We start from the raw sequence: 24,537 nt of genomic DNA, 5'->3' as shown, positions 1-24,537 counted from the left end.
ACCACATTCAAGGGACTCAATCGCAATGGCATCCCCGATCGTCGACATCAAGGACTTGTCGCTGCGCTTTGACAACGGCTTTCATGCCTTGTCGAACGTCTCCCTCACCCTGCGGCAAGGAGAATTCGTGTCCATCGTCGGGCCCAGCGGCTGCGGCAAGACGACGCTGCTGAACATGATGGCCGGGCTCGTGCGGGCACCGCATACCGGACACATCTCGGTTCATGGCCAGGCTCCGGCTCTGGGTACAGCAAAGACCGCATACATGCTGGCTCGGGACTGTCTTCTTCCCTGGCGCACCACGCTCGACAACGCGTGCTACAGCATGGAGTTGCGACGCGTTCCGAAAGAGGCCGCCCATGCCAAGGCTCGCAAGCTGTTGAATGCGGTCGGTCTGACCGATTTCGAGAAGCTGTATCCGAAGTCGCTGTCGCACGGCATGCGCCAGCGCGTCGCGCTGGTGCGAACCTTCGCGCTGGACAGCGAACTTCTGTTGATGGACGAACCGTTCGGCGCGCTCGACGCGCAGACGAAGGTGACCCTGGCCGACATCCTGCTGCGGCTGTGGGAGATGGAGAAGAGAACGGTCGTATTCGTCACGCACGACCTGGCTGAAGCGATTGCGCTGTCAGACCGGGTGATCGTGATGAACTCAGGGCCCGGGCGGATCGTTCGGGAGATGGTGATAGACCTGCCACGGCCACGTTCCGTGCGCAAGATGCAAGGCAACCCGCACTTCCATGAACTCTACACAAGCCTTTGGAACTCCATCGATCAATCGGCGCATGCGCACGCCTGATCTTCTGCGCAACCTTGCGCAAGGCCGGGGCAAGCTGGCCCTGCATGCGTTGTTCCTGCTGATCCTCATCGGCAGCTGGGAGCTGGCCACACGTCGCGACTGGGTCGATCCGACGTTCTTTGGTTCGCCATCGGGCGTCGCGGCTTATCTCTGGTCGGGGCTGTTCGTCACCGGGTCGATCTTCAAGGATTTGGGGTGGACGATCGCCGCCACGCTGATCTCTTTCGTCCTTGGCAGTGCGGCGGCATTGCTGTTGGGCCTTGCATTCGCACGCTTTCCGAGCCTGCAGGAATTTTGCGAGCCCTATCTAGCCGCCATCAACGCCATGCCTCGAATCGCGTTGGCGCCAATGTTTCTGCTGTGGTTCGGATTGGGAATCGGCTCCAAGATTGCGGCCGGGGTCAGCTTGACTTTCTTCATCGTGCTGTCGAGCACCATTGCCGGCGTGCGCGGCGTCTTGACGGACTGGGTGATCCTTTCCCAGACGCTCGGGGCGACGCCGACGCAGCTGTTCTGCAAGGTCACATTGCCCAGCGCCGTGCCCGTCATCTTCTCCGGCCTGAGACTAGGACTGGTGTATTCGCTGCTTGGCGTCGTTGGCTGTGAACTGATCGCGTCTGAGCACGGCCTGGGGCAGCAGATCGCCTATCTCAGCTCGAGTTTCAACATGTCCGGCGTCATGGGCCTGCTCTTGCTTCTTGCTCTGTTGGGCATGGGCGCAACCTGGTTGATGAATCGGATCGAGAAGGTCTTGCTCGCCTGGCAATAGCCGCGCGAAGGTGACAACGATGAAGCACGCATTGATCACTGGTGGCGCCTCGGGGATCGGCGCTGCGACCGCCTGCCGCATGGCGGACGCAGGCATTCACGTGACTATTGCGTGCCTGCCGTCGGATGTACCTGGCGCTGACGCGCTTGCAGAGGACTTGCGAGCCCAAGGCCGCGCCTGCGATGTGCTCACTGTCGACGTTTCGGATCCGCTGCAAGTGGAAGACTTGTTCTCGCGATGCGCGTCGCTATCCGGCTCCATCGACATTCTTGTCAACTCGGCCGGCGTGGACACCAGCCGTCCGGTGTCGATCACACAGACGGACAACGCCGATATCGAGCGGATCGTTCGCGTCAACGTGATGGGAACGATGTTTTGCTGTCGCGAGGCGGTTCGGAGAATGTCGACCGCACTTGGTGGCCAGGGTGGGTGCATCGTGAACGTGTCTTCCATGGCCAGCACCATCGGCGGGCGCGTCGGCAAGACCATCTATGGCGCCTCCAAAGGCGCGGTCGACGCTTTCACCAAAGGGCTGGCACGCGAAGCCGCGCCGCTGGGCGTACGCGTGAATGCCGTGCGGCCGGGCGCAACCCGTACGCCGATGGTGGCCGCGTTCCTAGAGGACCCAGCCTACGCCGGGCGCATCGTCGGCTCCATTCCGCTGGGCCGCATCGCAGAGTCCATGGAAGTGGCCGAGGCGATTCACTGGCTGGCTTCCGACGCGGCTTCGTTCGTCTCCGGCGCCCTCCTCGACGTTTCCGGCGGAGGATTCTCGATCGCCAGTTGAGTGCCTCAGACACCTTCCTTCGACAACTTCAAGGAGACCTCATGAACCTGCCCGCAGCATCATCCGAGGGCGTCGATTCAGTCGCGCGATTCGACCCGCGTGGGTTTCGCAATGTGCTGGGCACATTCACCACTGGCGTCACGATCATCACCACCCGCGCCGAAGACGGCCAGCCCATCGGACTGACCGCCAACAGCTTCAATGCCGTCTCTCTCGACCCCCCGCTGGTGCTGTGGAGCATCGCCAAGAACGCATTGAGCCGGGCCGCCTTCGAACACTCCGGCCACTGGGCGGTCCATATCCTGTCGGCGGATCAGCAGGCGCTTTCAGACCGGTTCGCACAACGTGGGACCGACAAGTTCGCCGGAGTGGCTTGCGAGAACGGTGCAGGCGGCGTTCCCATGCTTGTCGGATGCTGTGCACGCCTGCAGTGCAAGACCAGTTTCTTGTACGAGGGTGGCGACCACTTGATCCTTGTCGGCGAAGTGCTTGCCTACGACAGCAGCGACGCAGCTCCATTGGTCTTCCAGGCCGGACGCTACGCGGTCGCCACGCGCAAGGCCGCACCACTGTCCTTGTCGGCCGACACTTCGAGCGATGCCGGCCCCACCTACAGCGAGAACTTCCTGGGTTATCTCCTGTGGCGTTCGTTCCATCAATTCCAGCGTGCCGTGCGTTTGCGTGTCAGCGAGGCTGGTCTGTCGATGATGGAGTACTACGCGCTGTGTGCCTTGGTCGTGCAGGATGGTCGTACGCTGGAAGAGGTCAACGCGTTCACAGGGCTGACTGGCGAACTGGTCGACGAGCAGACGGTTGCTCAGTTGACCGCAAAGCACTTGATCCAGCACACCTCAAGCCTCGCCGACCGTCTCTATCTGACAGATGCCGGTCGAGACAAGACTTTGCACCTCATGGCTGCGGGCATGGCCAAGGAGGCCGATGTTCTCGACAAGCTCGGTTACTGGGAGGCTCTCTCCTTGAAAAACCTGTTGAAGCAACTGATCGTGCACACCGACGCCGGTCAACCGCATCCCTGGGACAAGCTGCCGACGCACTGACCGCGCGGCAGGTTCCGGCAACAGCGAGCTTGGCGGCGGCCGCGCCCGATTTTCCGCCCCGCGTGAGTGATAATGATTCTCAAGCGGAAACGACGACAACAACAGACGCCGCCTGGTTATCTCTCTACATCCGGAGCTCGCTCATGTCTGTTCGTCGCACCTGGCGCCGTCTCGCGCTGCCTTTCGCCTGCGTGGCCGCGCTGGCCGCCACTTCCCTTTCCGCCCAAGCCAGCGGGCAGCTCACGCTCTACACCACGCGCGAGCCGGGTCTCGTGCAGCCGCTGCTGGCGGCCTTCACCGCGCAGACCAACATCCAGGTCCAGACCGTGTTCGTCAAGGACGGACTGCTGGAGCGCGTCAAGGCCGAAGGCGAGCGCTCCCCGGCCGACCTGCTCATGACGGTCGACGTCGGCAACCTTCTGGATCTGGTGGAAGGCGGCGTCACGCAGCCCGTGCGTTCGGCCGCCCTCGAGTCTGCCGTGCCGGCTCAATTGCGTGGCGCGGGCGGTGAGTGGTTCGCGCTGTCGATGCGCGCGCGCGTGCTCTATGCGGACAAGAGCCTTCCGCTCACCGGCTTTCGATACGCCCAGCTGGCCGACCCGCGCTACAAGGGCAAGGTCTGCATCCGCTCGGGTCAGCATCCCTACAACACCGCCTTGGTGGCCGCGATGATCGCGCACGAGGGCGAAGCGAAAACCGAAGCCTGGCTGCGCGGCGTCAAGGCCAACCTGGCGCGCAAGGCCGCAGGCGGCGATCGCGACGTGGCGCGCGACATTCTCGGTGGCATCTGCGACGTGGGCCTGGCCAACTCCTATTACGTGGGCCAGATGAAAACCGCCAAGCCTGGCAGCGACGCGCGCAAGTGGGGCGATGCGATCCAGGTCATCCGTCCCACCTTCGCCAACGGCGGCACGCACGTCAACATCAGCGGCGCCGCGCTGGCGCGCCATGCGCCCAATCGCGACAACGCGGTGCGCCTGATGGAGTTCCTGGTGTCCGAACCGGCCCAGGCCATGTATGCGCAGGCCAACTTCGAATACCCGGTGCGCAAGGGCGTCCCGATCGACCCCGACACGGCCGCCGCCATCGGCAGCATCACGCCGGACACCTTGCCACTCGCGCAGGTGGCGCTTCATCGCAAGCAGGCGAGCGCGCTGATCGACAAGGTCCGCTTCGACCAGTGAGCGCCGTCGGGCCTCGAACCGCCGGGGCACTCTGGCGCAGTGCGTCGCTGGCGGTCGCGCTGGCCGTGCTTGCGCCGCTGGTGGGGCTGGGCTGGCTGGCGTTGGGCGGCGATCTCGCGCAATGGCCGCATCTGGCCCGCCACGTGCTGCCGCAGGCGGCGCTCAACACGCTGCTCCTGATGGCCGGCGTCGGGGCGCTGGTGCTGCTGATCGGCACGGCGTGCGCGTGGCTGGTGAGCGCATTCGAGTTTCCCGGCCGCGGCGTCATGGCCTGGGCGCTGCTGCTGCCGCTGGCCATGCCCACCTACATCGTTGCCTTCGCCTACCTCGATCTGCTGCATCCCATTGGTCCCATCCAGGGCGCCATTCGCTTGCTGCTCGGTTACGACAGCCCGCGCGAGTTCCGCCTGCCGGACCTGCGATCGCTCCCCGGCGCCATCGTGCTACTGGGACTGGTGCTCTATCCCTATGTCTACCTCACCGCCCGCGCGATGTTCATGACTCAGCCGGCAAACCTGATGGAAGCCGCCCGCACCCTTGGCGAAAGCCGTGCGGGTGCCTTCTTCCGAGTCGCCCTCCCACTGGCGCGTCCAGCCCTGGCGGTCGGCGTTGGCTTGGCACTGCTGGAAACGCTGAACGACATCGGCGCTTCGGAGTTTCTCGGCATCCAGACGCTGACCGTGGCGGTCTACACCACCTGGATCACGCGCTCCGACCTGGCTGGCGCAGCGCAACTGGCCTGCGCCATGCTCTTGATCGTGGTCGCACTTCTGTGGCTGGAGCGACGCGGCCGGCAGCAGCAGCGCTTCGGCGCTGCGCAGCGCATGCGACCGATGCAACCCAGGCGGCTTTACGCCGTGTCTGGCTGGGCCGCGCTGGCGGTGTGCGCGCTGCCGGTGTTGCTGGGCTTCGTGCTGCCGGCGGCCTACCTGGTCGCAGAAACGGCCAAGCGCCTGTCGCAAGGCCAGTGGGTTTCGCGGGAACTGCTGGCGGCACTGGGCAGCAGCCTGGGCCTGGCCGCCGGGGTGACGGTGCTGACGGTGGTGGCCGCATTGACCGTGGCCTGGGCCACGCGGCAGTTGGCATCGGCGCCCAATCCGGCGCGGTGGCAGGCCCGTGTGGCTGGCCTCGGCTACGCGGTACCGGGGACGGTGCTCGCCATCGGCCTGCTGACGCCCGCGCTTTCGCTCGACGCCGCGCTCGCCCAGTTGCTCGGCCTGCCGGGTCTTCCACTGATGACCGCGGGCGTGGTGCTGGTGGCCGCCTGCGCCATCCGGTTCCTGGCCATGCCGCTGGGCGGCATCGAAGCCGGACTGGCGCGACTTCCCCCCGCACTCGAGCAATCGGCTCGCCTGCTCGGAGAAAGCCCCGCCGGCACGCTGCGCCGGGTTCATCTGCCATTGCTGCGTCCGGCGCTGGCGGCTGGCGCTCTGCTGGTTTTCGTCGATGCGATGAAAGAACTGCCCGCCACGCTGTTGCTGCGCCCACCAGGCATGGAGACGCTGGCGACGTGGCTCTATGCCGAAGCGGCGCGCGGAACGTATGAAGAAGGTGCCGTGGCCGCGCTGGCGATCGTGCTGGCGGGCCTGGCGCCGGTGATCCTCTTGGCTCGCCAGCGATCTGACGGCGAGGAACACGCACGAGGCGCTGGCACCGCCGCCCTCCCCGCGACCTTCGCCACGGCCTCATCTGCGCAAGGCGCCCTGCCGGAGGTCCCGCGATGAGCGCCGCGCTGTCTCTCGACGCCGTCGGCGTGTCTTACCACGGCCCTCGCGGCAAGCATGTGGCCCTGCATGACTTTTCGCTTGAACTGCCCGCAGGCCACATCGGCTGCCTGCTCGGCCCATCGGGCTGCGGCAAGACCACTGTGCTGCGTGCCATCGCCGGGTTCGAGCCCGTGAGTTCCGGCAGCATCCAACTGGGTGATCACCTCCTGTCGTCGCCCGTAGTGCACGTGGCGCCCGAGAAGCGACGCGTCGGCATGATGTTCCAGGAATACGCCCTGTTCCCGCACCTCGACGTCGCCAGCAACGTCGGCTTCGGGCTTCGCAGGCAATCGGCCGCCGTGCGGCGGGCCCGCGTGTCCGAACTGCTGGCATTGGTGGGCCTGCCCGAAGCCGGACCGCGCTATCCGCACGAGCTTTCCGGCGGACAACAGCAACGCGTTGCCCTGGCGCGCGCGCTGGCCCCGGCACCCGACCTGATGCTGCTGGACGAGCCCTTTTCCAACCTGGATGGAGCCACGCGCGAGCGCTTGACCTTGCAGGTGCGCGATATCCTGCGCGCCGCCGGCCAGACGGCCGTGCTGGTCACGCATCACGAAGTCGAGGCGCACGCCATGGCCGACCACATTGGCGTGATGCACAACGGCAGGCTCACTCGCTGGAGCGACGCGGTGCAGGCCTGAGCGGCGCCCATGCCCCCAGGCCGGCAGCGACACGCCCGAGGCCGCAAAATGTCGCGCTTTCATGGCCCCACGAAAGAGAACAGGACATGCGCCTTCTTCACACCATGCTGCGCGTCGGCAACCTGCAGCGCTCCATCGACTTCTACACCCAGGTGCTGGGCATGCAATTGCTGCGCACCTCCGAGAACCCGGAATACAAGTACAGCCTGGCCTTCGTCGGCTATGAAGGCAATCCGGCTCAGGCCGAGATCGAACTGACCTACAACTGGGGCACCGAAAGCTACGACATGGGCACGGCCTACGGCCACATTGCGCTGGGTGTGCCCGATGCCTACGCGGCCTGCGAAAAGATCAAGGCAGCCGGCGGCAACGTGACGCGCGAAGCCGGCCCGGTCAAGGGCGGCACCACGGTCATCGCCTTCGTGACCGATCCAGACGGTTACAAGATCGAGCTCATCCAGCGTGCCGAGAACGCCGAAGGCGGCGGCTTGCGCTGAAGCGATTCGATCTCCCGGCATTGCCCTTCGGGTAAACGCCAAGCCTTCGACCCCTCGGTTTCACCTATTGTCCCGCTGCATCGCGCCCGACCATCGGCCGCGAAGTTGACAAGAAAAGCAAGGCGAAGCGCATCGCGCGCTTCGACCGGACAGGGAGTTGAATGCAAGCCATGACCACATGGCCCTGGGCTTGGCTCAAGCGCAAGTCCATCAATTGGGCCTTGCGCGCCACGGTCAAGCCGCTATGGCGGCGACAGAACCTGAGTGCCGAAGAACTGCAGCGCCTCTTGGCGCAAGCCGAGTCGTGGCTGCCCGTTCCCGGGGGCGCGCCCGGTTTGCGCAAGCGCATCGACCACCACTTCGAGGCGGAGTGGTTCGAGCCCAAGACGCCGACGACGCGCGTGCTGCTCTACCTTCACGGAGGCGCGTGGATCATCCACGTGCCCCGCTTGTATCGCAACGCATCGCGGCGCCTGGCCAGGCTGCTGCAGGCCCGCGTGCTGCTGCCCGATTACCGCCTTGCGCCCGAGCACCGATTTCCCGCCGCCAGCGATGACGCGCTCGCAAGCTACGAACACCTCCTGTCCATGGGCGTTCGGCCCCAGGACATCGTCATCGGCGGAGACTCCGCTGGCGGCAATCTGGCACTCGTCACGTTGCTGCGCGCGCGCGACCGCGGCCTGCCGATGCCTGCCTGCGCCTTCGTCTTCTCGCCCGTCACCGACCTGACGTTGAGCGGCCCATCGGTGCTGCGCAACGGCGGCACCGACGTGATGTTCAGCGCCGCCGCAGCACCGCTGTTGAGCCATGCCTACCTCGGCGAAAGCGGCCAGGCGGATCACCCTTGGGTCTCGCCACTCAAGGGCGAGCTCCATGGCTTGCCGCCCATTCTTCTTCAGGCCAGCGACAGCGAGATGCTGACCGACGATTCACTGCGCTTTGCGCAACATGTCCGGGCTGCCGGCGGCAAGGCCGAGGCGTCGCTGTGGCCAGACCTGCCGCACGTGTTCCAGTTGATCGGCGCCTTGAGCGAATCGCACCTTGCGCTGCAAGAGGTCGCCGATTTCGTGCGCCGCTCGACCACGCCCGGCGCCACGGCGCCCACGCACGACGACATCAGAAATCACAACAGGGAGACCCACCATGAAGAAGCCCATTCCACCCATTGACCTGCTGTTCCTGCTCGGGGAATCGCGAGACGCGCCCCAGCACGTCGCCGGTCTGATGATCTTCGAGAACCCCGCGCCCTCCTCCGGCTGGAGCATCGCGGACCTGGTGGCGCGATACCGCGCGGCCAAGCCCATCTTTCCCTTCAACGTCGTGCCCAAGCTTTCGCTGTTCGACCTGCCCTGCTGGGTCGAGGTGGAGCAGATCGACATGAACTACCACGTGCAGCATCTGGCGCTGCCGGCGCCGGGCACGGACGACCAGGTCAACGAGATGGTGCAACGCTGGCACGACACGCTCTTCGATCGCGGCCAGCCGCTGTTCCAGGTCTGCGTGATCGAGGGCCTGCAGGACGATCGCTTTGCCATCTACGTCAAGCTGCACCACGCCATCGTGGATGGCGCCTCTGCCATCGCGCGGATCCTGGGTGCCGTCAGCGAAGATCCCGCCGCCCCGCTCGGTGATCCGCTCTACGCCATCGACGTGATGGCGCCGGAAGACAGGTCCACCGAACTGCCGCCCACGCTGGCCAAGCAATGGCTTGGCATGGCCAACCGTGCGGCCAAGGGTTCGCTCATCGCCGCCGATCTTTACGTCGGCTTTCTCAAGAAGACCGCCTCGCGCATGCGCGGAGCGCCGCCTTCCGGCAGTCGCCCGTTCGAGGCACCGATGACGGTGTTCAACGAACGGGTCGTCCATGGCCGCTCCTATGCGCGGACCAGCCTGCCGATGGCCCAGCTCAAGGCGGCTGCGAAGGCCGCGGGCGGGACCCTCAACGATGTCGCGCTGACCCTGGTGGACGATGCGGTTCACCACTATCTGGCCGAACGCAAGAAGCCGCTGGCTCAGCGACTGCTGGCCCTGGTGCCGGTGTCGCTGCGCGAAGCGGGCGACAAGGAAGCAACCACCAAGATCTCCGCGCTCGTGATTGCCATGGGCGATGGCCAGGCGGCCGTGCGCAACCGGCTGGCGCAGGTCATGGAACACATGAAGGAAGGCAAAGCCGAGCTCCAGGCGATGTCCAAGGCGGCTGCCGGCGGCTACAGCGTCGCGATGTACTCGTTGGCCAACGCGATGGGCAAGCTCGGTTTCGACAAGCCCCTGGCCAACATGATCATCTCGAACGTCCCCGGCTCGCCCAAGCAGATGTACCTGGGCGGCTCTCGCATGCTGGGTGTGTTTCCGGTGAGCGTCATCAGCGTGGGCATGGGCCTGAACGTGACGCTGGTCTCCAACGCCGGCCGCCTCGACGTTGGCATCACTTCACAGCGACGCTCGATCCCCGATCCGGAACGGATTGCGGGGCTGATGCTCGACAGCTTGAACGCCATGATGGCCGACACCGAGCCGGCCACGCCGGCTGGCGTCATCGAAGGCGACACGAAACCGACGCGGGCCCCGCGCGTCGCGCGAAAGGCGTCACGCCGGCCGACGCCAAAGGCCGCTCAGCAGCCCAACTGATCGGCCAGCGCGACGAGGTCGCGCACATGCATCGTGTTGTCCGGCTGGGGCGACACGTCCTTGGGCCGGTCGGCGCCATTCTCGAGCGGACGCTCCACATAGGCGGTGCGCAGGCCACAGGCACGCGCCGCCGCCAAGTCGTCGGCGTGGGCGGCCACCAGCATCAGTTCGCCAGGCGCCACGTCGAAGACCCCGGCCGCGCCGAGGTAGACGCGCGGGTCGGGCTTGTAGGCCTTGAACACTTCCGCCGACAGGATGCAGTCCCATGGCAGACCCGCGCGCTTGGCCATCTCGGTCAGCAGGCCGATGTTGCCGTTCGACAGCGTGCAGATCGTGTACTTGGCCTTCAGTCGAGTCAGACCCTCGACCGCATCGGGCCAGGCGGGCAAGCGATGCCAGGCGGCATTGAGCTCGCGCCGGGCTTCGCGATCCAGCCGCTCGTCGAGGCCGAAATCGCGCAGCACCTCGTCCAGGATATGCAGATGCAGTTCGTCGACGAGCGTGAAGCCGCCCTCGCCCGCCTCGATGCGCGCCATGACGCTCTGCATCGCAGGCGCGTAGCCGGCGCGCCAGGCGCGGGCGAACTTGGCACCGTCCACGCCCGGCAGCATGCGCTCGACCTCGACGCGGATACCGCCATGCCAGTCAACCACCGTACCGAAGACGTCGAAGGCAATGACCTTGATACCCTGCGCGTCCGCGTGAATGCCTTTTTGTTCCGTCATCGTTGTCTCCCTTCTTCTATGAGTTGACGAAATCCGGTCAAGCCTCTCAGCGCGGCAGCGCGGCGGCCTCGCTGGCCAGCTGCGTGATGCGCGTCCAGTCGCCCGTCTGGACCGACTCGTTGGGCACGATCCACGATCCGCCGACGCAAGCCACGTTCGACAGGCTCAGAAATTCGTGGGCGTTGGCCGCGTGAATGCCGCCCGTGGGGCAGAAGGTCACGTCGCCGAACGGTCCTTGCCAGGCCTTGAGCATGGGCGCTCCGCCGGCTTGCAGCGCCGGGAAGAACTTCAGTCGGTTGAAGCCGTCTTCCTGCGCCATCATGATTTCGCTGCCGGTCGCCACGCCCGGAAGCAGCGGCAGGCCGACGTCGTGGCAGGCCTTGGAAACCGTCCGCGTATAGCCCGGGCTGACGCCGAAGCGCGCGCCCGCCAGCGCAGCGGCCTGGGCATCGGCGGCGCTGCGGATGGTGCCGGCGCCAGCCACGGCTTCGGGCACTTCCTTGGCGATCCGCTCGATGCAAGCCAGTGCGGCCGGTGTGCGCAGCGTCACTTCCAGCATGCGGATGCCGCCAGCCACCAGCGCCCGCGCCAACGGCACGGCGTGGGCAGGGTCGTGCAGCACGATCACCGGAATGACCGGCACATCGTCCATCACGTCTTGCGCGCTCAGTTTTTCCGGCAGGGGTTTCATAGCCATGTGCAGGCTCCTTCTTCAGCAGTCAATGCATTGCGGCGCATGCCCGCAAACAGTTCGCGACCCAGGCCATGCCCATCGGCATGGCGCAGTTCGTCGGGCATGCGCGCAATCTCGCGCGCTTCCCATTCCTGGTCGGACACCAGCACTTGCAGCGTGCCGGCGATCGAATCGAGGCGGATCGTGTCGCCATCGCGCACCTTGGCGATGGCACCGCCGGCCGCCCCTTCGGGCGACAGATGGATGGCCGCCGGCACCTTGCCCGACGCTCCGCTCATGCGGCCGTCGGTCACCAGCGCCACCTTGAAGCCCTTGCCCTGCAGCACCGACAGCGGGGGCGTGAGCTTGTGCAGCTCCGGCATGCCGTTGGCCTGCGGCCCCTGCCAGCGCACCACGCACACCACGTCGCGATCGAGCTCGCCGGCGGTGAATGCCTTCTGCAGCGCAGCCTGAGAATCGAACACGCGCGCCGGCGCCTCGATCACGTGCCGGTCTTCCGGCACGGACGACACCTTGATCACGCTGCGGCCCAGATTGCCGGTCAGCAGCTTCAAGCCGCCGGTCGGGCTGAACGGGTCAGCGGCCGGCCGGGCCACGGCCTCGTTCTTCGAGGGCGCGGCGCTCTTCCAGACCAGGCGGCCAGGCTCGGCAGATTCGGGAATGTTGGAGAACTCCGCCAGTCCGCCGGCCCGAACGGTCAGCACGTCGGCATGCATCAGGCCCGCGCCGATCAACTCGCCGATCACAAAACCGGGGCCGCCCGCGTTCTGGAACTCATTGACGTCCGCCGTACCGTTGGGATACACGCGGGTGAGCAAGGGCACCACGTCGGACAACTCGGAGAAGTCGTTCCAGTCGATCGAGATGCCGGCAGCGCGCGCCACCGCCACCCAGTGGATCAGGTGATTGGTGGACCCGCCCGTGGCCAGCAGCGCGCACATGGCGTTGACGATGGCACGCTCGTCCACCACATGGCCAATGGGCGGGCACGCGTAGGCGGTCTGCGCAGCGCGGCCAAGCACCGTGCGGACCGCTTCGCGAGTGAGGGTTTCGCGCATCGAGTCGCCGGGCTGGATGAACGCCGTTCCCGGCACGTGCAGGCCCATGGCTTCGAGCAGCATCTGGTTGCTGTTGGCCGTGCCGTAGAAGGTGCAGGTGCCCTGGTCGTGGTAGGCGCCCATTTCGGCCTCCATCAAGCCGGCGCGGCCGACCAGACCTTGCGCCGCCTGCTCGCGCACCTTGGCCTTGGCACTGTTGGACAGGCCGGACGGCATCGGCCCCGCGGGCACGAACACCGTGGGCAGGTGGCCGAAATGCAGCGCGCCGATCAGCAGCCCCGGCACGATCTTGTCGCACACGCCCAGCAACAAGGCGGCGTCGAACATGTCGTGCGTCAGCGCCACGGCTGTGCCCATGGCGATCACGTCGCGCGAGAACAGGCTCAGCTCCATCCCGGGCGTGCCCTGTGTCACGCCGTCGCACATGGCCGGAACGCCCCCGGCAACCTGCGCCGTGGCGCCCAGTCGACGGGCCTCGTCCTTGATGATGTCGGGATAGCCCTTGAACGGTGCGTGGGCCGAGAGCATGTCGTTGTAGGCCGTGACGACGCCGATGTTCGGCGCCCGCTCGGCCACGATGCGCAACTTGTCGCTGGCGGGAACGCCCGCCACGGCATGCGCCACATTGGCGCAGCCCATGCGGTCGGACCCGCGTTCGCGCGCACCCGTCTGGGCGACGCGCTCAAGATAGGCTTCGCGCGCGCCGCGGCTTCGCTCGCGGATGCGCTCGGTGACGCGTTGAACGGTGGAATGTGTGCTCATGGGGGGAAGTGTTGTTCGCGGATTCCAGCAGATGCCGTGCCCGCTTCGCGGTAGCTGGCGCTGAAGGCGGTCATGGTAGCGCGGGTGAATGAAAAACACGGCCCGGGCCGTGTTTGCCCACTCACGCGAATGCAGGATGGCGGTCAGTCGACGAGTTGCACTTCGACACGTCTTGCCTGCGCTCCGCCACCGGTACCGACGGTCGACTGCGGCTTTTTCATGACCACTTGCGCCGGCGGCACCCCGAGAGTGCCGAGCAAGTCGCGCACGGCCTGTGCGCGTCGAAGCGCCAGCGCTTCATTGGTGGTGGCGTTGCCGGTGGTGTCGTGAAAGCCGGAGATCTGGGCCTTCTTGCCGGCGCCCACGCCTTCGATGATGGGCGTCAACGCCTCGGCCGCGCCGGCCGGCAGTTCGCTGCCGCCAGACACGAAGTAGATCCTGACCACGCCCTCTGCCGTGCGGATTCCCCCACCGTCCGGCACGCTGGAGGCACCTGGCACCGCTGCGCCAGCCACCGCCTGGTTGGCGATGACCGCATCGGCACGCGGCCCACCACGCGACACCGCAAGGCCCACGACGAGCAGGAGCACGAGGGCAATGACGCCCATGCCGAGGCCGAGCACGAGGTAGGTCTGAGCCTCATCGTCTTGGTTGGCGGACATCCGTGGGAATTCCTGGTTGGTTGTGAATAATGGCGTGGTGACTCATGCCCCGGAAATTGTAGGCGCCACCGATTCGTCGGCGTCGACCAACTCCAGTCCCGCTCCGGCCGACTCCGCCAACGGCTGGACCGGCACGTCGGCGATGGATGAACAGCACCTCAAGCCGATTCGCGACCCCCAACCGATGCTCGAGCGCACCATCGCGGAATGGGGCGGCCACGAAGACCTTTGGGTGTTTGCCTACGGTTCGCTCATCTGGCGGCCGGACTTCGACTTCACCGAACGCCGCCCCGCCCGCCTGCACGGCTGGCATCGCGCTCTGAAGATGTGGAGCCGCATCAACCGCGGAACGCCGCAATGCCCGGGCCTGGTGTTCGGCCTGCTGTCCGGCGGCAGTTGCCAGGGCGTGGTGTTCCGCATTCCGGCCAGCGCCGGCCTCGAAACGCTCGGCCAGTTGTGGCTGCGCGAAATGATGACCGGCGTGTACGACCCCCGATGGCTGCCCTGCGTCACGTCCGCCGGACGGGTGCGGGCGCTGGCGTTCACGCTGTCGCGTCGCAGCCCCAACTACACGGGAGAACTCCCCGACGCACGTTACCGCGAGATCTTTGCCCAAGCCTGCGGGCGCTACGGCACCTCGCTGGAATACGCCATGCAGACGCTCGAAGGACTGCGCCACCACGGCATCCATGACGCGGCGCTCGCCCGCCTGATCCGCCTCGCGGAAGTCCGCCAGCACGAACAGGAACTGGCCCAGGAAGATGCGCAGGTATCGGCTTCTTCCGACGACAGCCGGCACGCCGACGCGCTAAACCTGTCGCTCCCGCTCACGACTGTGACAACCCCAACGAAGGAACGATCATGAAGAACAATTTTCGGCGTGCCTTGACGCTGTCCGTCAGCTTGGCCTGCGTGGCCATGCTGGGCGCGTGCGGCAACATGTCCATGAATGGGCGCGCTGGCGCCAGCGCTACCTTGGCGCCCACCGCCGCCGTCTCACCCAACACCGTGGCCGGAACGGTCACCTTCACTGCCCTGGAGCACGGCGTGCGCGTCGCCGGCGAAGTGCGGGGCCTCAAGCCCGGCAGCGAACACGGCTTCCACATTCATGAGAAGGGCGACTGCGGCGACAACGGCAATGCGGCCGGCGGGCATTTCAACCCTTCAGGCGGCAAGCACGGGAAATACGGTTCAGCAGGCGGCCATGCGGGCGACATGCCCAGCCTGGTGGCCGATTCCAGCGGCGCCGCGCGCTTCAGCGTGGACGACCACAGCATCTCGCTGACCGAGGGTACCCCCAACAACATCGTCGGGCGCGCCCTCGTGGTTCACCGCGATCCGGACGACTTCAGCTCGCAACCTGCCGGTAATTCGGGCCCACGCGTGGCCTGCGCGGTGATCGTGCGCAAGTAGCGCCCGAAGCTCAGACGCCGCCAAGACCGCCCAGCAACAACGCTTCCGCCTTGGCCAGATCGGCCAGGGTGTCGATGTCGGTGAGGATGCCCGCATCCTCGACGGGGACCTCGACCACCTCACCGCGCTCGCGAAGCGCCTGAAGCAGGCGGGCGGCCCCTTGCGGCCCCGCCAAGGCCGCCAGCTCGCCACCGCATTGCGCCGAGAAGCCGACCGGATGGCCGGCCTGCCCTTGGTGAACGGGCTGCGCCGCACTGGCACCTTCCGTCAACGCCTGGGCCACCTTGCGCAGAGTCTGGGGCTGGATCAATGGCAGGTCACCGGGGAGGATCAACCATCCTGGGGCAGAGGACGTTGCACGCACGGCCGCAGCAATCGAATCGCCCATTCCGTCGTGGCCGTCGTCTTCCAGATGCCAGGGCAGGCCGCTGGCGCGCACGGCTTCCAGCGTATGGTCGAGCACCGCGCGGCCTGCCAGCCTGGCCAGCAGCTTGGAGCCGCGGCCGCCTGATGCAACGAAGCGCTCGCCTCGGCCCGAAGCCAGCACGATCACGACGGGCGCCGAAGCCGCGGACGCGGCGGGTTTTGCGGTGGCAGTCATCGCACAAGTATGCGCGCCTGCGCGGTGGTCTGGCGGACAATGCGCAGCATGACTTCCCCGAAAGATCTTCTGTCTCAGCTGCGCAAGAGCTACGAGCGCGCCGAGCTGGACGAAAAGAGCAGCGAGGCCGATCCGCTGCGCCAGTTCGAACGCTGGATGAGCGAGGCGCTGGATGCCCAATTGCCAGAGCCCAATGCCATGACGCTGGCCACCGTCGGCTCTGACCTGCGGCCTTCCACCCGCATCGTGCTGATCAAGGGCTACGACGCACGCGGCATCGTCTGGTACACCAACTACGAAAGCCGCAAGGGTCGCGAACTGGCCGGAAATCCGTATGCGGCGCTTCAATTCCATTGGGTTGAACTGGAGCGCGTGGTGCGCATCGAAGGCCGCGTCGAGCAGGTCGAGCCCGAACTCAGCGACGAGTACTTCGCCAGCCGCCCACTCGATTCGCGCCTCGGCGCATGGGCCAGTCCGCAAAGCCAGGTGATCGCCGGGCGCGACGTGCTGGTCAAGAACGCGGCCGGCGCGGCGGCCAAGTACCTGCTCGCGCCGCCTCGGCCGCCGCACTGGGGCGGCTACCGGCTCAATCCGGATCGCTGGGAGTTCTGGCAGGGCCGCAAGAGCCGCCTGCACGACCGTCTGCGCTATCGCATGGAAGACGGCCACTGGCTGCGAGAGCGTCTCGCTCCCTGAATCCGATGAAGGGCGAAGGTCTCAGGGCTCGGCCGATTCGAGTGCGAACACCGGCACATCCGCCTGCCGGCTCAGCCAGAGGCCGCCGCCCATCTGCTTGAACGAGCCTGCCAAGCCGCGCCGATAGACCTCGGCGCGATGGCGAAACAGGTGCGGGTCGGTCAGAGTGTCGTCTACGATGTCCTGCTCGTAGTCCTCGCGCGCCACCACTTCGAGGTACAGCGCACCGCTGCAAAGCTCGCCCAGGTTGCGCAGCGCCAGCTTCAGATCTGCCGGGCTCAGGTAGGCGAGCACGCCTTGGCAGATCACGAGGTCGAAGGGCTCGCGCGCCCGGTAGTCCACCACCGATCCGCGCTCCCAACCGTAACGCTCGCACAGATACTGGCTCACCTCCACGCCATGGAAGCTTGCCTGCGGGAAGTGCCGGGCGATGATGTCGCGCCACAGGCCGATGCCGCAGCCCACGTCGAGCACACGCTGCACCGGCACACGCAGGTACTTGAGGTAGGCGCAGACGAAGTTGCCCAGTCGCTCCATGTGCCGCGGATCGGCCACGCGGGTCTTCTTGTCGAAGTAGTAGCGCTCGTAGTACGCCTCGTCGAAGTTGGCTGCGTCGATCGATTCCATGCAAGATCCCGGATGCGCCTCAGCGAGCGCGGAAGAAGGCGTCGAGGCTCTGGCCCGAGGCGGCGTCGGCAAACCCGGTGAACCGCCCTTCGTCGGCCAGCATGCGTGCGGCGCGCATGAACCCGCCCCATGCGGCCCGCGCCAACGCGCCGCCTACGCTGACGCGCCGCACGCCCAGGGCGGCGATCTGCGACAGGTCCAGGTCGCTCGACCACCCCACCAGGAGGTTGACGGGCTTGGGCGCCACCGCCTGCACAACGGCCGAGATCTGATCTGGCGTGCGCAGGCCCGGTGCATAGAGGCAATCGGCGCCGGCCTGCGAATACGCCTGCAGGCGTGCCACCGTGTCGGCAAGGTCGTTCCGGCCGTGAAGGAAATTCTCCGCGCGCCCGATGAGCATGACATCGCCACCGGCGGCGTCGATGGCCCGGCGCGCGGCCCGGATTCTGTCTACCGCATCGGCAAGATCGCGGATCGGCTGGGCGGGATCCCCACTCGCATCCTCGATCGACAGGCCGGCCACGCCGGTGTCGACGGCCATGCTAACGCTTTCCGCAACGCCGTCGGCGTCTTGCGCATACCCGCTTTCGAAGTCGGCGTTGACCGGCAGGCCAGTCGCGGCCACGAGTTCGCGCAGGTGCGTCAACACGTCGTCACGGGCCACGCCGCTGTCGGGCTTGCCCTGCGACCAGGCAAAGCCGGAACTGGTGCTCGCCAATGCCTTGAAGCCCATGCCCTCCAGCATGCGGGCGCTGCCCACGTCCCAGGCGTTGGGAATGATGAAGCAGCCACTCGCATGAAGGTCGCGAAACGCGCGGCGGCGGGCGGCGATGTCGGCGGCGGATGGATGCGGGAGATTGGCAATCGGCATGGCAGTCTGGTCTTTCCGGGAACGGGGCATCTTGCCCGCCAATGGCAAGCGCTTCAAGCGCTTCAAGCGATGCGAGCGGTCAGAGCTGGCCCATGGCCCACATGCTCAACGACACCGTCGCCAAGGCCAAAGCCGTGGACACGGCAACGCTAGCCGTGATCAGCCCTTCCGAGGTCTGATAGCGCTGCGAGAACAGGAACACATTGGCGCCCATCGGCAAGGATGCGGCCACCACCATGACGGTGAGCGGCAGGCCGCGCACCCCCAGGAACCAGCCGATGGCGGCGACCAGCATCGGATGCAGAAGGTTCTTGATCACCGATTGCGCCAGCGCCGGGCGCCAGTAGGTACCGACCGGCGTATAGGCCAGCGTTACGCCGACCATCACCAGCGCAATCGGCCCGAAGGCCTGGCCCAGAAGCATCAAGGGCTTGTCGACCCAGCCGGGCAAGGCCAGGCCCGTCTGCGCGAACAGCAGCCCCGCAATGATCGGCAGCGGCACCGGATGGATGATGGCGTTGCGCAGCGCCTGTGCCACCGTGCTGGTCATGGGTCGCTTCTCGCGCTTGCCGGAGCGCGTCTCCTCGTTGGCGACAGCCAGTTCAATCACCACCGTGGCGCTGGTCAGGAGGATGAGCGAGTGCAGCGAAATCAGCGTCAGCAGCACCACCATGCCTGGCGGCCCATAGGCCAGGCCGACGAGCGGAATGCCGATCATCACGCTGTTGCTGTAGGTGTTGGACAGCGCCAGCACCGCGGCCGTGCGGTTGAAGCCGCGAAGCGCCATCGTCAGGCCGAAGAGCAGGAACGAGCCGGCGAAATACGCGGCCACCGGCTTGAAGTGCAACTGCCCCACGTCCACCGTGCTCATGGCGCGAAACAGCAAGGCCGGCGCCAACAGCAAGAAGATGAGGTTGGCCAGGTCCTTCACCGACGCAGACTTGATCCAGCCCAGGCGGCCCGCCATGAAACCGGCGCCGATCAGCAGCACGACCGGCAGCAGCGAACCGGCAACCACGCCGTTCATGGACATCCTCCCTCGCTCCATTGCTGGCAGCCGGTCGGTTTGGAGGGAAGGGTCATCGCATGCGTTCCGTGGCATCCCTCCAACGAGGGCAAACCCGGCATTGTCGCGGCTTGACGCTGCGGATGCGGCTCACTACATTACTAACCCGCCAGTCATTAAAAACATGCCCGCCTCGAAGTTCCTCAGCGACAAGTTCTGCGCCGTGCGCGCCAAGCGCGAGCGGCGCAAGGAAGCGCGGCCCGGCGAACTGCTCGATGCGGCGCTCGACCTGTTCGTCGAGAAGGGCTTCGCGGCCACCAAGTCCGAAGAAGTGGCAGCTCGTGCCGGCGTCTCGAAGGGCACGCTCTTCCTGTATTTCCCGAGCAAGGAAGAACTCTTCAAGGCCGTGATCAGCGAAAACCTGGCCGGCCGCTTCGACGACTGGAATGCGCGATTTGCCGCGTTTCAGGGCGGCACGCCCGAGATGCTGCGCGAATGCATGAACATCTGGTGGGATCACATCGGTTCCACCAAGGTCTCGGGCATCACCAAGCTGATGCTCTCGGAAGGCCGCAATTTTCCGGAACTGGCCCGGTTCTATCGCGAGCAGTTCGTGTCCCCGGCGCACGTGCTGCTGCGCCGCGTCCTGCAACGCGGCATCGACCGCGGCGAATTCGCGCCGGTCGACGTCGACCAGGCCGTCTACACGGTCGTGGCCCCCATGGTGTTTCTCATGCTCAACAAGCACTCCGCCGACGTCTGCGGCACCGCCGACGCACCGCTCGACCCCAAGCGCTTCCTCGATCTCCAGACCGACTTCATCCTGGCTGGCCTGGCTGCCAAGCCGGCGCAAGGTCGCGCATCATGAAGCGCTGGATGGGCTGGACCATCGCGCTGCTGGCCATCGTTCTGGTCATCGGCGGCGGACTGCGCGCGGTGAAGGCAAGGCAAGCGCAAAAGCAGGCGGCAGCGCAGCCGCTGGCGGAAGCAACGCTGAGCCTGCTGCCGTCGGACGTGCTGTCGGCGCAGACACGCGAACTGGCCCGCAGCCTGCCCATCTCCGGCAGTCTGCGCGCGGTCGAGTCCGCCATGATCAAGGCCAAGGTGGCCGGCGAGATCATCGGCCTGTCGGTGCGCGAGGGCGATACGGTCAAGGCTGGCCAGGTGCTCGCCCGCATCGACTCGGCCGAATACGCCGCTCGCGTGCGCCAGGCCCAGCAGCAAGCCGACTCGGCTGCCGCACAGGCGCAGGTGACGCAGCGCAACTACGACAACAACAAGGCGCTGGTGGAGCAAGGCTTCATCTCGCGCACCGCGCTCGACACGTCGCTTTCGAACCTCAACGCGGCGCAAGCCACGCATCGCGCCGCGCAGGCGGGCGTGGAAGTGGCCCGCAAGTCGCTGGACGACACCACCGTGCGCAGTCCCATCGATGGCCAGGTGGCCAGCCGGGTGGTGCAGCCGGGCGAACGCGTCGGCATCGACGCCAAGCTGCTCGAGGTGGTGGATCTGCGCCGCCTCGAACTCGAAGCCACGGTGTCGGCGGCGGACTCCGTCGCCGTGCGCGTCGGCCAGCGCGCCTTGCTGCAGATCGAAGGCGGCTCACCGGGCTCTGCCAACGATTCGCGCAGGCAGGTGGGTGCGGTGGTCACGCGCATCAATCCCAGCGCGCAGGCCGGCAGCCGGAGCGTGCTCATCTACCTGACGCTGGACCGCGCCGAAGGCTTCAGGCAAGGCCTGTTCGCACAAGGCGCGCTGGAGATCGAGCGCGATCAGGCTCTGGCGCTACCGCTATCGGCAGTGCGCGTCGACCAGCCCCAGCCTTACGTGCAACTGATCGAGGACCAACGCATCGTGCATCGCAAGGTCACGACGGGTTGGCGCGCTCAACTCGACGGCCAGACCTGGGTCTCGGTCGAGGGCATCGCCCCTGGAGCGCAGGTCCTTTCCGGCAGTGTCGGCACGGTGCGGGAAGGCAGCGCGGTGCGCTTGGCCCCTGAAGCGCCGGCCGCGCCTTCCGCGCCGGCCGCGACGCGCCCCGCCGCCTGAGGCGCCCACCGGACACGCACGACCATGTGGTTCACCCGCGTCAGCCTCAAGAACCCGGTCTTCGCCACGATGGTGATGCTGGCCCTGGTCGTACTGGGCGCCTTTTCCTACCAGCGGCTGAAGGTCGACCAGTTCCCCAACATCGACTTCCCGGTGGTGGTCGTCCTGACCGAATACCCCGGCGCGTCGCCCGAGATCGTCGAAAGCGAAGTCAGCAAGAAGATCGAGGAAGCGGTCAACTCCATTGCCGGCATCAATGCCCTCACCTCTCGCAGCTACGAGGGGCAGTCGGTCGTCATCATCGAGTTCCAGCTGTACGTGGATGGCCGCCGTGCGGCCGATGACGTGCGCGAGAAGGTGGCCTCGGTGCGACCGCTACTTCGCGACGAGGTCAAGGAGCCGCGCGTGCAGCGCTTCGATCCAGCGTCGCGGCCGGTGTGGTCGGTGGCGGTGCTGCCCGATGCGCAGGGCAATGGCCGCGCACCTGATGCGGTGGAACTCACCAACTGGGCCGACCAAGTGCTCAAGAAGCGGCTAGAGAACGTGCGCGGCGTGGGCTCGGTCAACCTGGTTGGCGGCACCAAGCGCGAGATCAACGTCTACCTCAATCCTCAAGCGATGGAGGCCTACGGCATCGGCGCCGATCAGGTCGTCAACGCCGTGCGCAGCGAGAACCAGGCCCTGCCTGCCGGCGCGCTGCGCTCGGCCGAGCGCGAGCGCGTGGTGCAGATCGACGCGCGCATGGAGCGACCGGAAGATTTCGGCCGCATCATCGTGGCGCGAAAAGCCGGAGCGCCGGTGCGCGTCGACCAGCTGGCCCGCGTCAGCGACGGCGCGCAGGAACTCGACAGCCTGGCCCTCTACAACGGCCAGCGCACCCTCCTGCTGACCGTGCAGAAGGCGCAGGACGAAAACACCATCGAGGTGGTCGACGGGCTGAACGCCGCGCTGGGCGAGCTGCGCGCCCAACTGCCTGCCGGCGTCAAGCTCGAGGCCATCGGCGACACCTCGCGCCCCATCCGAGTGGCCGTCCAGAACGTGCGCCAGACGTTGATCGAAGGCGCGGTGCTGACGATCCTCATCGTCTTCCTGTTCCTCAACTCCTGGCGCTCGACCGTCATCACCGGGCTGACCTTGCCCATTGCGCTGATCGGCACGTTCTGGATCATGCAGATGTTCGGCTTCTCGGTGAACATGGTCACGCTGATGGCGCTGTCACTGTGCGTGGGCCTGCTGATCGACGACGCCATCGTGGTGCGCGAGAACATCGTGCGCCACGTGCAGATGGGCAAGTCGCCCTACCAGGCCTCGCTCGAGGGCACGCAAGAGATCGGGCTGGCGGTACTGGCCACCACGCTGTCGATCGTCGCCGTGTTCCTGCCCATCGGGTTCATGGGCGGCATCATCGGCAAGTTCTTCCACGAGTTCGGCATCACCATCGTGGCAGCGGTGGTCATCTCGATGTTCGTCAGCTTCACGCTCGATCCGATGATGTCCAGCGTGTGGCACGACCCCGCCATCGACCGGCATGGCAAGCCCAAGGGGCCGCCGGTCGGCTTCTACGACCGCACCATCGGCCGTGTGACGGGCTGGTTCGACAGCGCGACCGAACGCATGGCCGAAGGCTACCAATCCATCCTGCGCTGGTCGCTGGCCCACAAGCTTTCGACGCTGATGATCGCGGCGGGCATCTTCGTCACCAGCATCTTCATGGTGCCGCTGCTGGGCACCGAGTTCGTGCCCAAGGCCGACTATTCGGAAACCACCATCAGCTTCTACACGCCGGTCGGCTCCTCGCTGGAGGTAACCGAACAGCGCGCCCGCCAGGTGGAAACGGTGCTGCGCGAGATGTCCGAGGTGCGCTACACGCTCACCACCATCAACAGTGGCGACGCGCAGGGCAAGAACTACGCAAGCGTCTACGTGCGCCTGGTCGACCGCAAGGCGCGGGCGCGCAGCGTGGACCAGATGTCGGTGGTGCTGCGCGAGCGGCTGCGCGCGGTGCCCGGCATCACGGTCACGCACGTCGGCCTGCGCGACGCGGTGGGCGGCAACAAGCCGATCGAGTTCTCCTTGCAGGGCCCCGACCTGGGAGAACTGCAGCGGCTCACGCAACTGGTGAACGAACGCATCCGCCACATTCCCGGCCTCGTCGATCTCGATTCCAGCCTCAAGGCCGACAAGCCGACGGTGAGCGTGGTCCTGCGGCGCGATGCAGCCTCCGACCTCGGCCTGGGCGTGGCACCCGTGGCCGCCGCTCTGCGCACCCTGGTGGCCGGCACCACGGTCGGCAACTGGCGCGCGCCAGACGACCAGACCTACGACGTGAACGTGCGCCTCGCGCCGGAAGTGCGCAACACGCCGGCCGATCTGGTGCGGTTGCCCTTCATCAGCGCCGCCGCCGGCGCCAATGCCGATGGATCGAGCCGCATCGTGCGCCTGTCGCAGGTGGCCGAGGTGCGCGAATCCACGGGGCCCAACCAGATCAACCGCCGCTCGCTGGCGCGCGAGGTGAGCATCAATGCCAACACGGCCGGTCGCTCGGCCGGCGAGGTCTCGGCAGACATCCGCAAGGTGCTCGAAGGCATTGCCTTCCCTCCAGGCTACGGCTGGCAGTTCAGCGGCTCGACCAAGAACATGCAGGAATCCTTCGGCTACGCGATGTCGGCACTCGCGCTGGCGGTGATCTTCATCTACATGATCCTGGCCAGCCAGTTCAAGAGCTTCCTGCAGCCGCTGGCACTGATGACGGCGCTGCCGCTCACGCTCATCGGCGTCGTGCTGGCGCTGATGGGCTTCGGCTCGACGCTGTCGATGTTCTCCATCATCGGCGTGGTGATGCTCATGGGCCTGGTGACCAAGAACGCCATCCTGCTGGTGGACTTCGCCATCCGTGCCCGCGAGGGTGAGAAACCTCTGCCGCGCGAAGAAGCCCTCTTGCTGGCGGCCCGCGTGCGCCTGCGACCCATTCTGATGACGACGCTGGCCATGATCTTCGGCATGGTCCCGCTCGCGTTCGCGCTCAGCGAAGGCGCCGAGCAGCGCGCGCCGATGGGCCAGGCCGTGATCGGCGGCGTCATCACCTCGTCGCTTTTGACGCTGGTGGTGGTTCCCGTGGTCTATTGCTACCTGGACGATCTCGCAAATTGGCTTCGCCGCAAGCGAGGCGCCCAGCCGGATCGGGCCGCCAGCCTGCCTAAAATCGAAGGTTTGCCCTGATACGGCCCCCAGAACCCGGAAGGAA

At 66.5% G+C, this 24,537-nt stretch carries 24 protein-coding genes; 16 read left to right on the top strand and 8 right to left on the bottom strand.

The window, feature by feature from the left end:
- The first annotated feature begins 25 nt into the window (after window positions 1-25).
- The 10 genes from QTH91_RS05380 (at window position 26) to QTH91_RS05335 (ending at window position 10,129) form a co-directional block, all read left to right on the top strand.
- On the top strand, window positions 26-799 hold the full coding sequence (locus QTH91_RS05380) for an ABC transporter ATP-binding protein (RefSeq protein ID WP_286658977.1): 774 nt from the start codon (window positions 26-28) through the stop codon (window positions 797-799).
- A gap of 49 nt (window positions 800-848) precedes the next feature.
- Window positions 849-1,568 carry an ABC transporter permease gene (locus QTH91_RS05375; RefSeq protein WP_286658976.1) on the top strand — a complete coding sequence of 240 codons (720 nt, stop codon included), beginning with the start codon at window positions 849-851 and terminating at the stop codon, window positions 1,566-1,568.
- Window positions 1,569-1,587: 19 nt separating this feature from the next.
- Window positions 1,588-2,355 (top strand): SDR family NAD(P)-dependent oxidoreductase, encoded by a 768-nt coding sequence (locus QTH91_RS05370; RefSeq protein ID WP_286658975.1) that lies wholly within the window; start codon window positions 1,588-1,590, stop codon window positions 2,353-2,355.
- Window positions 2,356-2,396: 41 nt separating this feature from the next.
- Window positions 2,397-3,413 carry a flavin reductase gene (locus QTH91_RS05365; RefSeq protein ID WP_286658974.1) on the top strand — a complete coding sequence of 339 codons (1,017 nt, stop codon included), beginning with the start codon at window positions 2,397-2,399 and terminating at the stop codon, window positions 3,411-3,413.
- A 143-nt stretch (window positions 3,414-3,556) separates the two neighbouring features.
- On the top strand, window positions 3,557-4,597 hold the full coding sequence (locus QTH91_RS05360) for a Fe(3+) ABC transporter substrate-binding protein (RefSeq protein ID WP_286658973.1): 1,041 nt from the start codon (window positions 3,557-3,559) through the stop codon (window positions 4,595-4,597).
- Window positions 4,594-6,321 carry an ABC transporter permease gene (locus tag QTH91_RS05355; RefSeq protein WP_286658972.1) on the top strand — a complete coding sequence of 576 codons (1,728 nt, stop codon included), beginning with the start codon at window positions 4,594-4,596 and terminating at the stop codon, window positions 6,319-6,321. Before QTH91_RS05360 ends, QTH91_RS05355 begins: the two co-directional genes overlap by 4 nt.
- Window positions 6,318-7,004, top strand: a complete 687-nt coding sequence (locus QTH91_RS05350; protein ID WP_286658971.1) for an ABC transporter ATP-binding protein — start codon at window positions 6,318-6,320, stop codon at window positions 7,002-7,004. Before QTH91_RS05355 ends, QTH91_RS05350 begins: the two co-directional genes overlap by 4 nt.
- Window positions 7,005-7,090: 86 nt before the next feature.
- On the top strand, window positions 7,091-7,501 hold the full coding sequence (gloA, locus tag QTH91_RS05345) for a lactoylglutathione lyase (protein ID WP_286658970.1): 411 nt from the start codon (window positions 7,091-7,093) through the stop codon (window positions 7,499-7,501).
- Window positions 7,502-7,671: 170 nt separating this feature from the next.
- Window positions 7,672-8,670 carry an alpha/beta hydrolase gene (locus tag QTH91_RS05340; protein WP_286658969.1) on the top strand — a complete coding sequence of 333 codons (999 nt, stop codon included), beginning with the start codon at window positions 7,672-7,674 and terminating at the stop codon, window positions 8,668-8,670.
- The gene (locus tag QTH91_RS05335; RefSeq protein ID WP_286658968.1) at window positions 8,645-10,129 is read left to right on the top strand and encodes a wax ester/triacylglycerol synthase family O-acyltransferase; all 1,485 of its coding nucleotides are present in this window, start codon (window positions 8,645-8,647) and stop codon (window positions 10,127-10,129) included. The genes QTH91_RS05340 and QTH91_RS05335 overlap by 26 nt, the downstream gene beginning before the upstream one ends.
- Here QTH91_RS05335 and QTH91_RS05330 read toward each other — a convergent pair.
- The 4 genes from QTH91_RS05330 to QTH91_RS05315 all read right to left on the bottom strand — a co-directional run bounded on the left by QTH91_RS05330 (window position 10,114) and on the right by QTH91_RS05315 (window position 14,030).
- Window positions 10,114-10,854 (bottom strand): haloacid dehalogenase type II, encoded by a 741-nt coding sequence (locus QTH91_RS05330; RefSeq protein ID WP_286658967.1) that lies wholly within the window; start codon window positions 10,852-10,854, stop codon window positions 10,114-10,116. The genes QTH91_RS05335 and QTH91_RS05330 overlap by 16 nt on opposite strands.
- A gap of 46 nt (window positions 10,855-10,900) precedes the next feature.
- Complete coding sequence (gene eda, locus QTH91_RS05325; RefSeq protein WP_286659626.1) at window positions 10,901-11,545, bottom strand: bifunctional 4-hydroxy-2-oxoglutarate aldolase/2-dehydro-3-deoxy-phosphogluconate aldolase; 645 nt, start codon at window positions 11,543-11,545, stop codon at window positions 10,901-10,903.
- On the bottom strand, window positions 11,542-13,368 hold the full coding sequence (edd, locus tag QTH91_RS05320; protein WP_286658966.1) for a phosphogluconate dehydratase: 1,827 nt from the start codon (window positions 13,366-13,368) through the stop codon (window positions 11,542-11,544). The genes eda and edd overlap by 4 nt, the downstream gene beginning before the upstream one ends.
- 143 nt (window positions 13,369-13,511) lie before the next feature.
- Window positions 13,512-14,030, bottom strand: a complete 519-nt coding sequence (locus QTH91_RS05315; protein WP_286658965.1) for an OmpA family protein — start codon at window positions 14,028-14,030, stop codon at window positions 13,512-13,514.
- A gap of 142 nt (window positions 14,031-14,172) precedes the next feature.
- Between QTH91_RS05315 and QTH91_RS05310 the strand changes: the two genes are divergently transcribed.
- Together QTH91_RS05310 and QTH91_RS05305 are read left to right on the top strand one after the other, a co-directional pair.
- The gene (locus QTH91_RS05310) at window positions 14,173-14,895 is read left to right on the top strand and encodes a gamma-glutamylcyclotransferase (protein ID WP_286659625.1); all 723 of its coding nucleotides are present in this window, start codon (window positions 14,173-14,175) and stop codon (window positions 14,893-14,895) included.
- Window positions 14,892-15,443, top strand: a complete 552-nt coding sequence (locus QTH91_RS05305) for a superoxide dismutase family protein (protein WP_286658964.1) — start codon at window positions 14,892-14,894, stop codon at window positions 15,441-15,443. The genes QTH91_RS05310 and QTH91_RS05305 overlap by 4 nt, the downstream gene beginning before the upstream one ends.
- Window positions 15,444-15,453: 10 nt before the next feature.
- On the opposite strand, the gene QTH91_RS05300 is transcribed toward QTH91_RS05305, so the two are convergent.
- Entirely contained in the window at window positions 15,454-16,044 is a 591-nt protein-coding gene (locus tag QTH91_RS05300; protein ID WP_286658963.1) for a nucleotidyltransferase family protein, read from the bottom strand.
- Between the two features lie 48 nt (window positions 16,045-16,092).
- Here QTH91_RS05300 and pdxH point away from each other — a divergent pair, with 48 nt between their 5' ends.
- Window positions 16,093-16,740 (top strand): pyridoxamine 5'-phosphate oxidase, encoded by a 648-nt coding sequence (gene pdxH / locus QTH91_RS05295; protein WP_286658962.1) that lies wholly within the window; start codon window positions 16,093-16,095, stop codon window positions 16,738-16,740.
- A gap of 21 nt (window positions 16,741-16,761) precedes the next feature.
- Here pdxH and QTH91_RS05290 read toward each other — a convergent pair whose 3' ends face one another.
- The 3 genes from QTH91_RS05290 to QTH91_RS05280 form a co-directional block, all read right to left on the bottom strand.
- A complete protein-coding gene (locus QTH91_RS05290) occupies window positions 16,762-17,367 on the bottom strand; it encodes a class I SAM-dependent methyltransferase (RefSeq protein ID WP_286658961.1) in 606 nt (201 codons plus the stop codon).
- Window positions 17,368-17,386: 19 nt separating this feature from the next.
- Complete coding sequence (locus QTH91_RS05285; RefSeq protein ID WP_286658960.1) at window positions 17,387-18,238, bottom strand: isocitrate lyase/PEP mutase family protein; 852 nt, start codon at window positions 18,236-18,238, stop codon at window positions 17,387-17,389.
- A 79-nt stretch (window positions 18,239-18,317) separates the two neighbouring features.
- Window positions 18,318-19,265 (bottom strand): AEC family transporter, encoded by a 948-nt coding sequence (locus tag QTH91_RS05280; RefSeq protein ID WP_286658959.1) that lies wholly within the window; start codon window positions 19,263-19,265, stop codon window positions 18,318-18,320.
- 163 nt (window positions 19,266-19,428) lie between these two features.
- On the opposite strand from QTH91_RS05280, the gene QTH91_RS05275 reads away from it, so the two are divergent.
- From QTH91_RS05275 to QTH91_RS05265, 3 genes are read left to right on the top strand one after another with little or no spacing between them, the layout of a single operon-like run.
- Entirely contained in the window at window positions 19,429-20,112 is a 684-nt protein-coding gene (locus QTH91_RS05275) for a TetR/AcrR family transcriptional regulator (RefSeq protein WP_286658958.1), read from the top strand.
- The gene (locus tag QTH91_RS05270) at window positions 20,109-21,293 is read left to right on the top strand and encodes an efflux RND transporter periplasmic adaptor subunit (protein WP_286658957.1); all 1,185 of its coding nucleotides are present in this window, start codon (window positions 20,109-20,111) and stop codon (window positions 21,291-21,293) included. The genes QTH91_RS05275 and QTH91_RS05270 overlap by 4 nt, the downstream gene beginning before the upstream one ends.
- A gap of 24 nt (window positions 21,294-21,317) precedes the next feature.
- On the top strand, window positions 21,318-24,512 hold the full coding sequence (locus QTH91_RS05265) for an efflux RND transporter permease subunit (RefSeq protein ID WP_286658956.1): 3,195 nt from the start codon (window positions 21,318-21,320) through the stop codon (window positions 24,510-24,512).
- Window positions 24,513-24,537 lie beyond the last annotated feature (25 nt).

It is taken from the genome of Variovorax dokdonensis (assembly GCF_030316895.1).
In the GTDB taxonomy this organism is placed as follows: domain Bacteria; phylum Pseudomonadota; class Gammaproteobacteria; order Burkholderiales; family Burkholderiaceae_C; genus Variovorax; species Variovorax dokdonensis.
Note: the sequence above shows the minus strand (reverse complement) of the source record. Positions and strands in the feature narration are given on the sequence as shown.

Excerpts from the sequence above, each read along its gene's own strand:
- QTH91_RS05380 (WP_286658977.1), top strand. The coding sequence starts at position 26 with ATGGCATCCCCGATCGTCGACATCAAGGACTTGTCGCTGCGCTTTGAC.
- QTH91_RS05370 (WP_286658975.1), top strand. The coding sequence starts at position 1,588 with ATGAAGCACGCATTGATCACTGGTGGCGCCTCGGGGATCGGCGCTGCG.
- QTH91_RS05365 (WP_286658974.1), top strand. The coding sequence starts at position 2,397 with ATGAACCTGCCCGCAGCATCATCCGAGGGCGTCGATTCAGTCGCGCGA.
- QTH91_RS05360 (WP_286658973.1), top strand. The coding sequence starts at position 3,557 with ATGTCTGTTCGTCGCACCTGGCGCCGTCTCGCGCTGCCTTTCGCCTGC.
- QTH91_RS05350 (WP_286658971.1), top strand. The coding sequence starts at position 6,318 with ATGAGCGCCGCGCTGTCTCTCGACGCCGTCGGCGTGTCTTACCACGGC.
- gloA (WP_286658970.1), top strand. The coding sequence starts at position 7,091 with ATGCGCCTTCTTCACACCATGCTGCGCGTCGGCAACCTGCAGCGCTCC.
- QTH91_RS05340 (WP_286658969.1), top strand. The coding sequence starts at position 7,672 with ATGACCACATGGCCCTGGGCTTGGCTCAAGCGCAAGTCCATCAATTGG.
- QTH91_RS05335 (WP_286658968.1), top strand. The coding sequence starts at position 8,645 with ATGAAGAAGCCCATTCCACCCATTGACCTGCTGTTCCTGCTCGGGGAA.
- QTH91_RS05330 (WP_286658967.1), bottom strand. The coding sequence starts at position 10,854 with ATGACGGAACAAAAAGGCATTCACGCGGACGCGCAGGGTATCAAGGTC.
- eda (WP_286659626.1), bottom strand. The coding sequence starts at position 11,545 with ATGAAACCCCTGCCGGAAAAACTGAGCGCGCAAGACGTGATGGACGAT.
- edd (WP_286658966.1), bottom strand. The coding sequence starts at position 13,368 with ATGAGCACACATTCCACCGTTCAACGCGTCACCGAGCGCATCCGCGAG.
- QTH91_RS05315 (WP_286658965.1), bottom strand. The coding sequence starts at position 14,030 with ATGTCCGCCAACCAAGACGATGAGGCTCAGACCTACCTCGTGCTCGGC.
- QTH91_RS05310 (WP_286659625.1), top strand. The coding sequence starts at position 14,173 with ATGGATGAACAGCACCTCAAGCCGATTCGCGACCCCCAACCGATGCTC.
- QTH91_RS05305 (WP_286658964.1), top strand. The coding sequence starts at position 14,892 with ATGAAGAACAATTTTCGGCGTGCCTTGACGCTGTCCGTCAGCTTGGCC.
- QTH91_RS05300 (WP_286658963.1), bottom strand. The coding sequence starts at position 16,044 with ATGACTGCCACCGCAAAACCCGCCGCGTCCGCGGCTTCGGCGCCCGTC.
- pdxH (WP_286658962.1), top strand. The coding sequence starts at position 16,093 with ATGACTTCCCCGAAAGATCTTCTGTCTCAGCTGCGCAAGAGCTACGAG.
- QTH91_RS05290 (WP_286658961.1), bottom strand. The coding sequence starts at position 17,367 with ATGGAATCGATCGACGCAGCCAACTTCGACGAGGCGTACTACGAGCGC.
- QTH91_RS05285 (WP_286658960.1), bottom strand. The coding sequence starts at position 18,238 with ATGCCGATTGCCAATCTCCCGCATCCATCCGCCGCCGACATCGCCGCC.
- QTH91_RS05280 (WP_286658959.1), bottom strand. The coding sequence starts at position 19,265 with ATGAACGGCGTGGTTGCCGGTTCGCTGCTGCCGGTCGTGCTGCTGATC.
- QTH91_RS05275 (WP_286658958.1), top strand. The coding sequence starts at position 19,429 with ATGCCCGCCTCGAAGTTCCTCAGCGACAAGTTCTGCGCCGTGCGCGCC.
- QTH91_RS05270 (WP_286658957.1), top strand. The coding sequence starts at position 20,109 with ATGAAGCGCTGGATGGGCTGGACCATCGCGCTGCTGGCCATCGTTCTG.
- QTH91_RS05265 (WP_286658956.1), top strand. The coding sequence starts at position 21,318 with ATGTGGTTCACCCGCGTCAGCCTCAAGAACCCGGTCTTCGCCACGATG.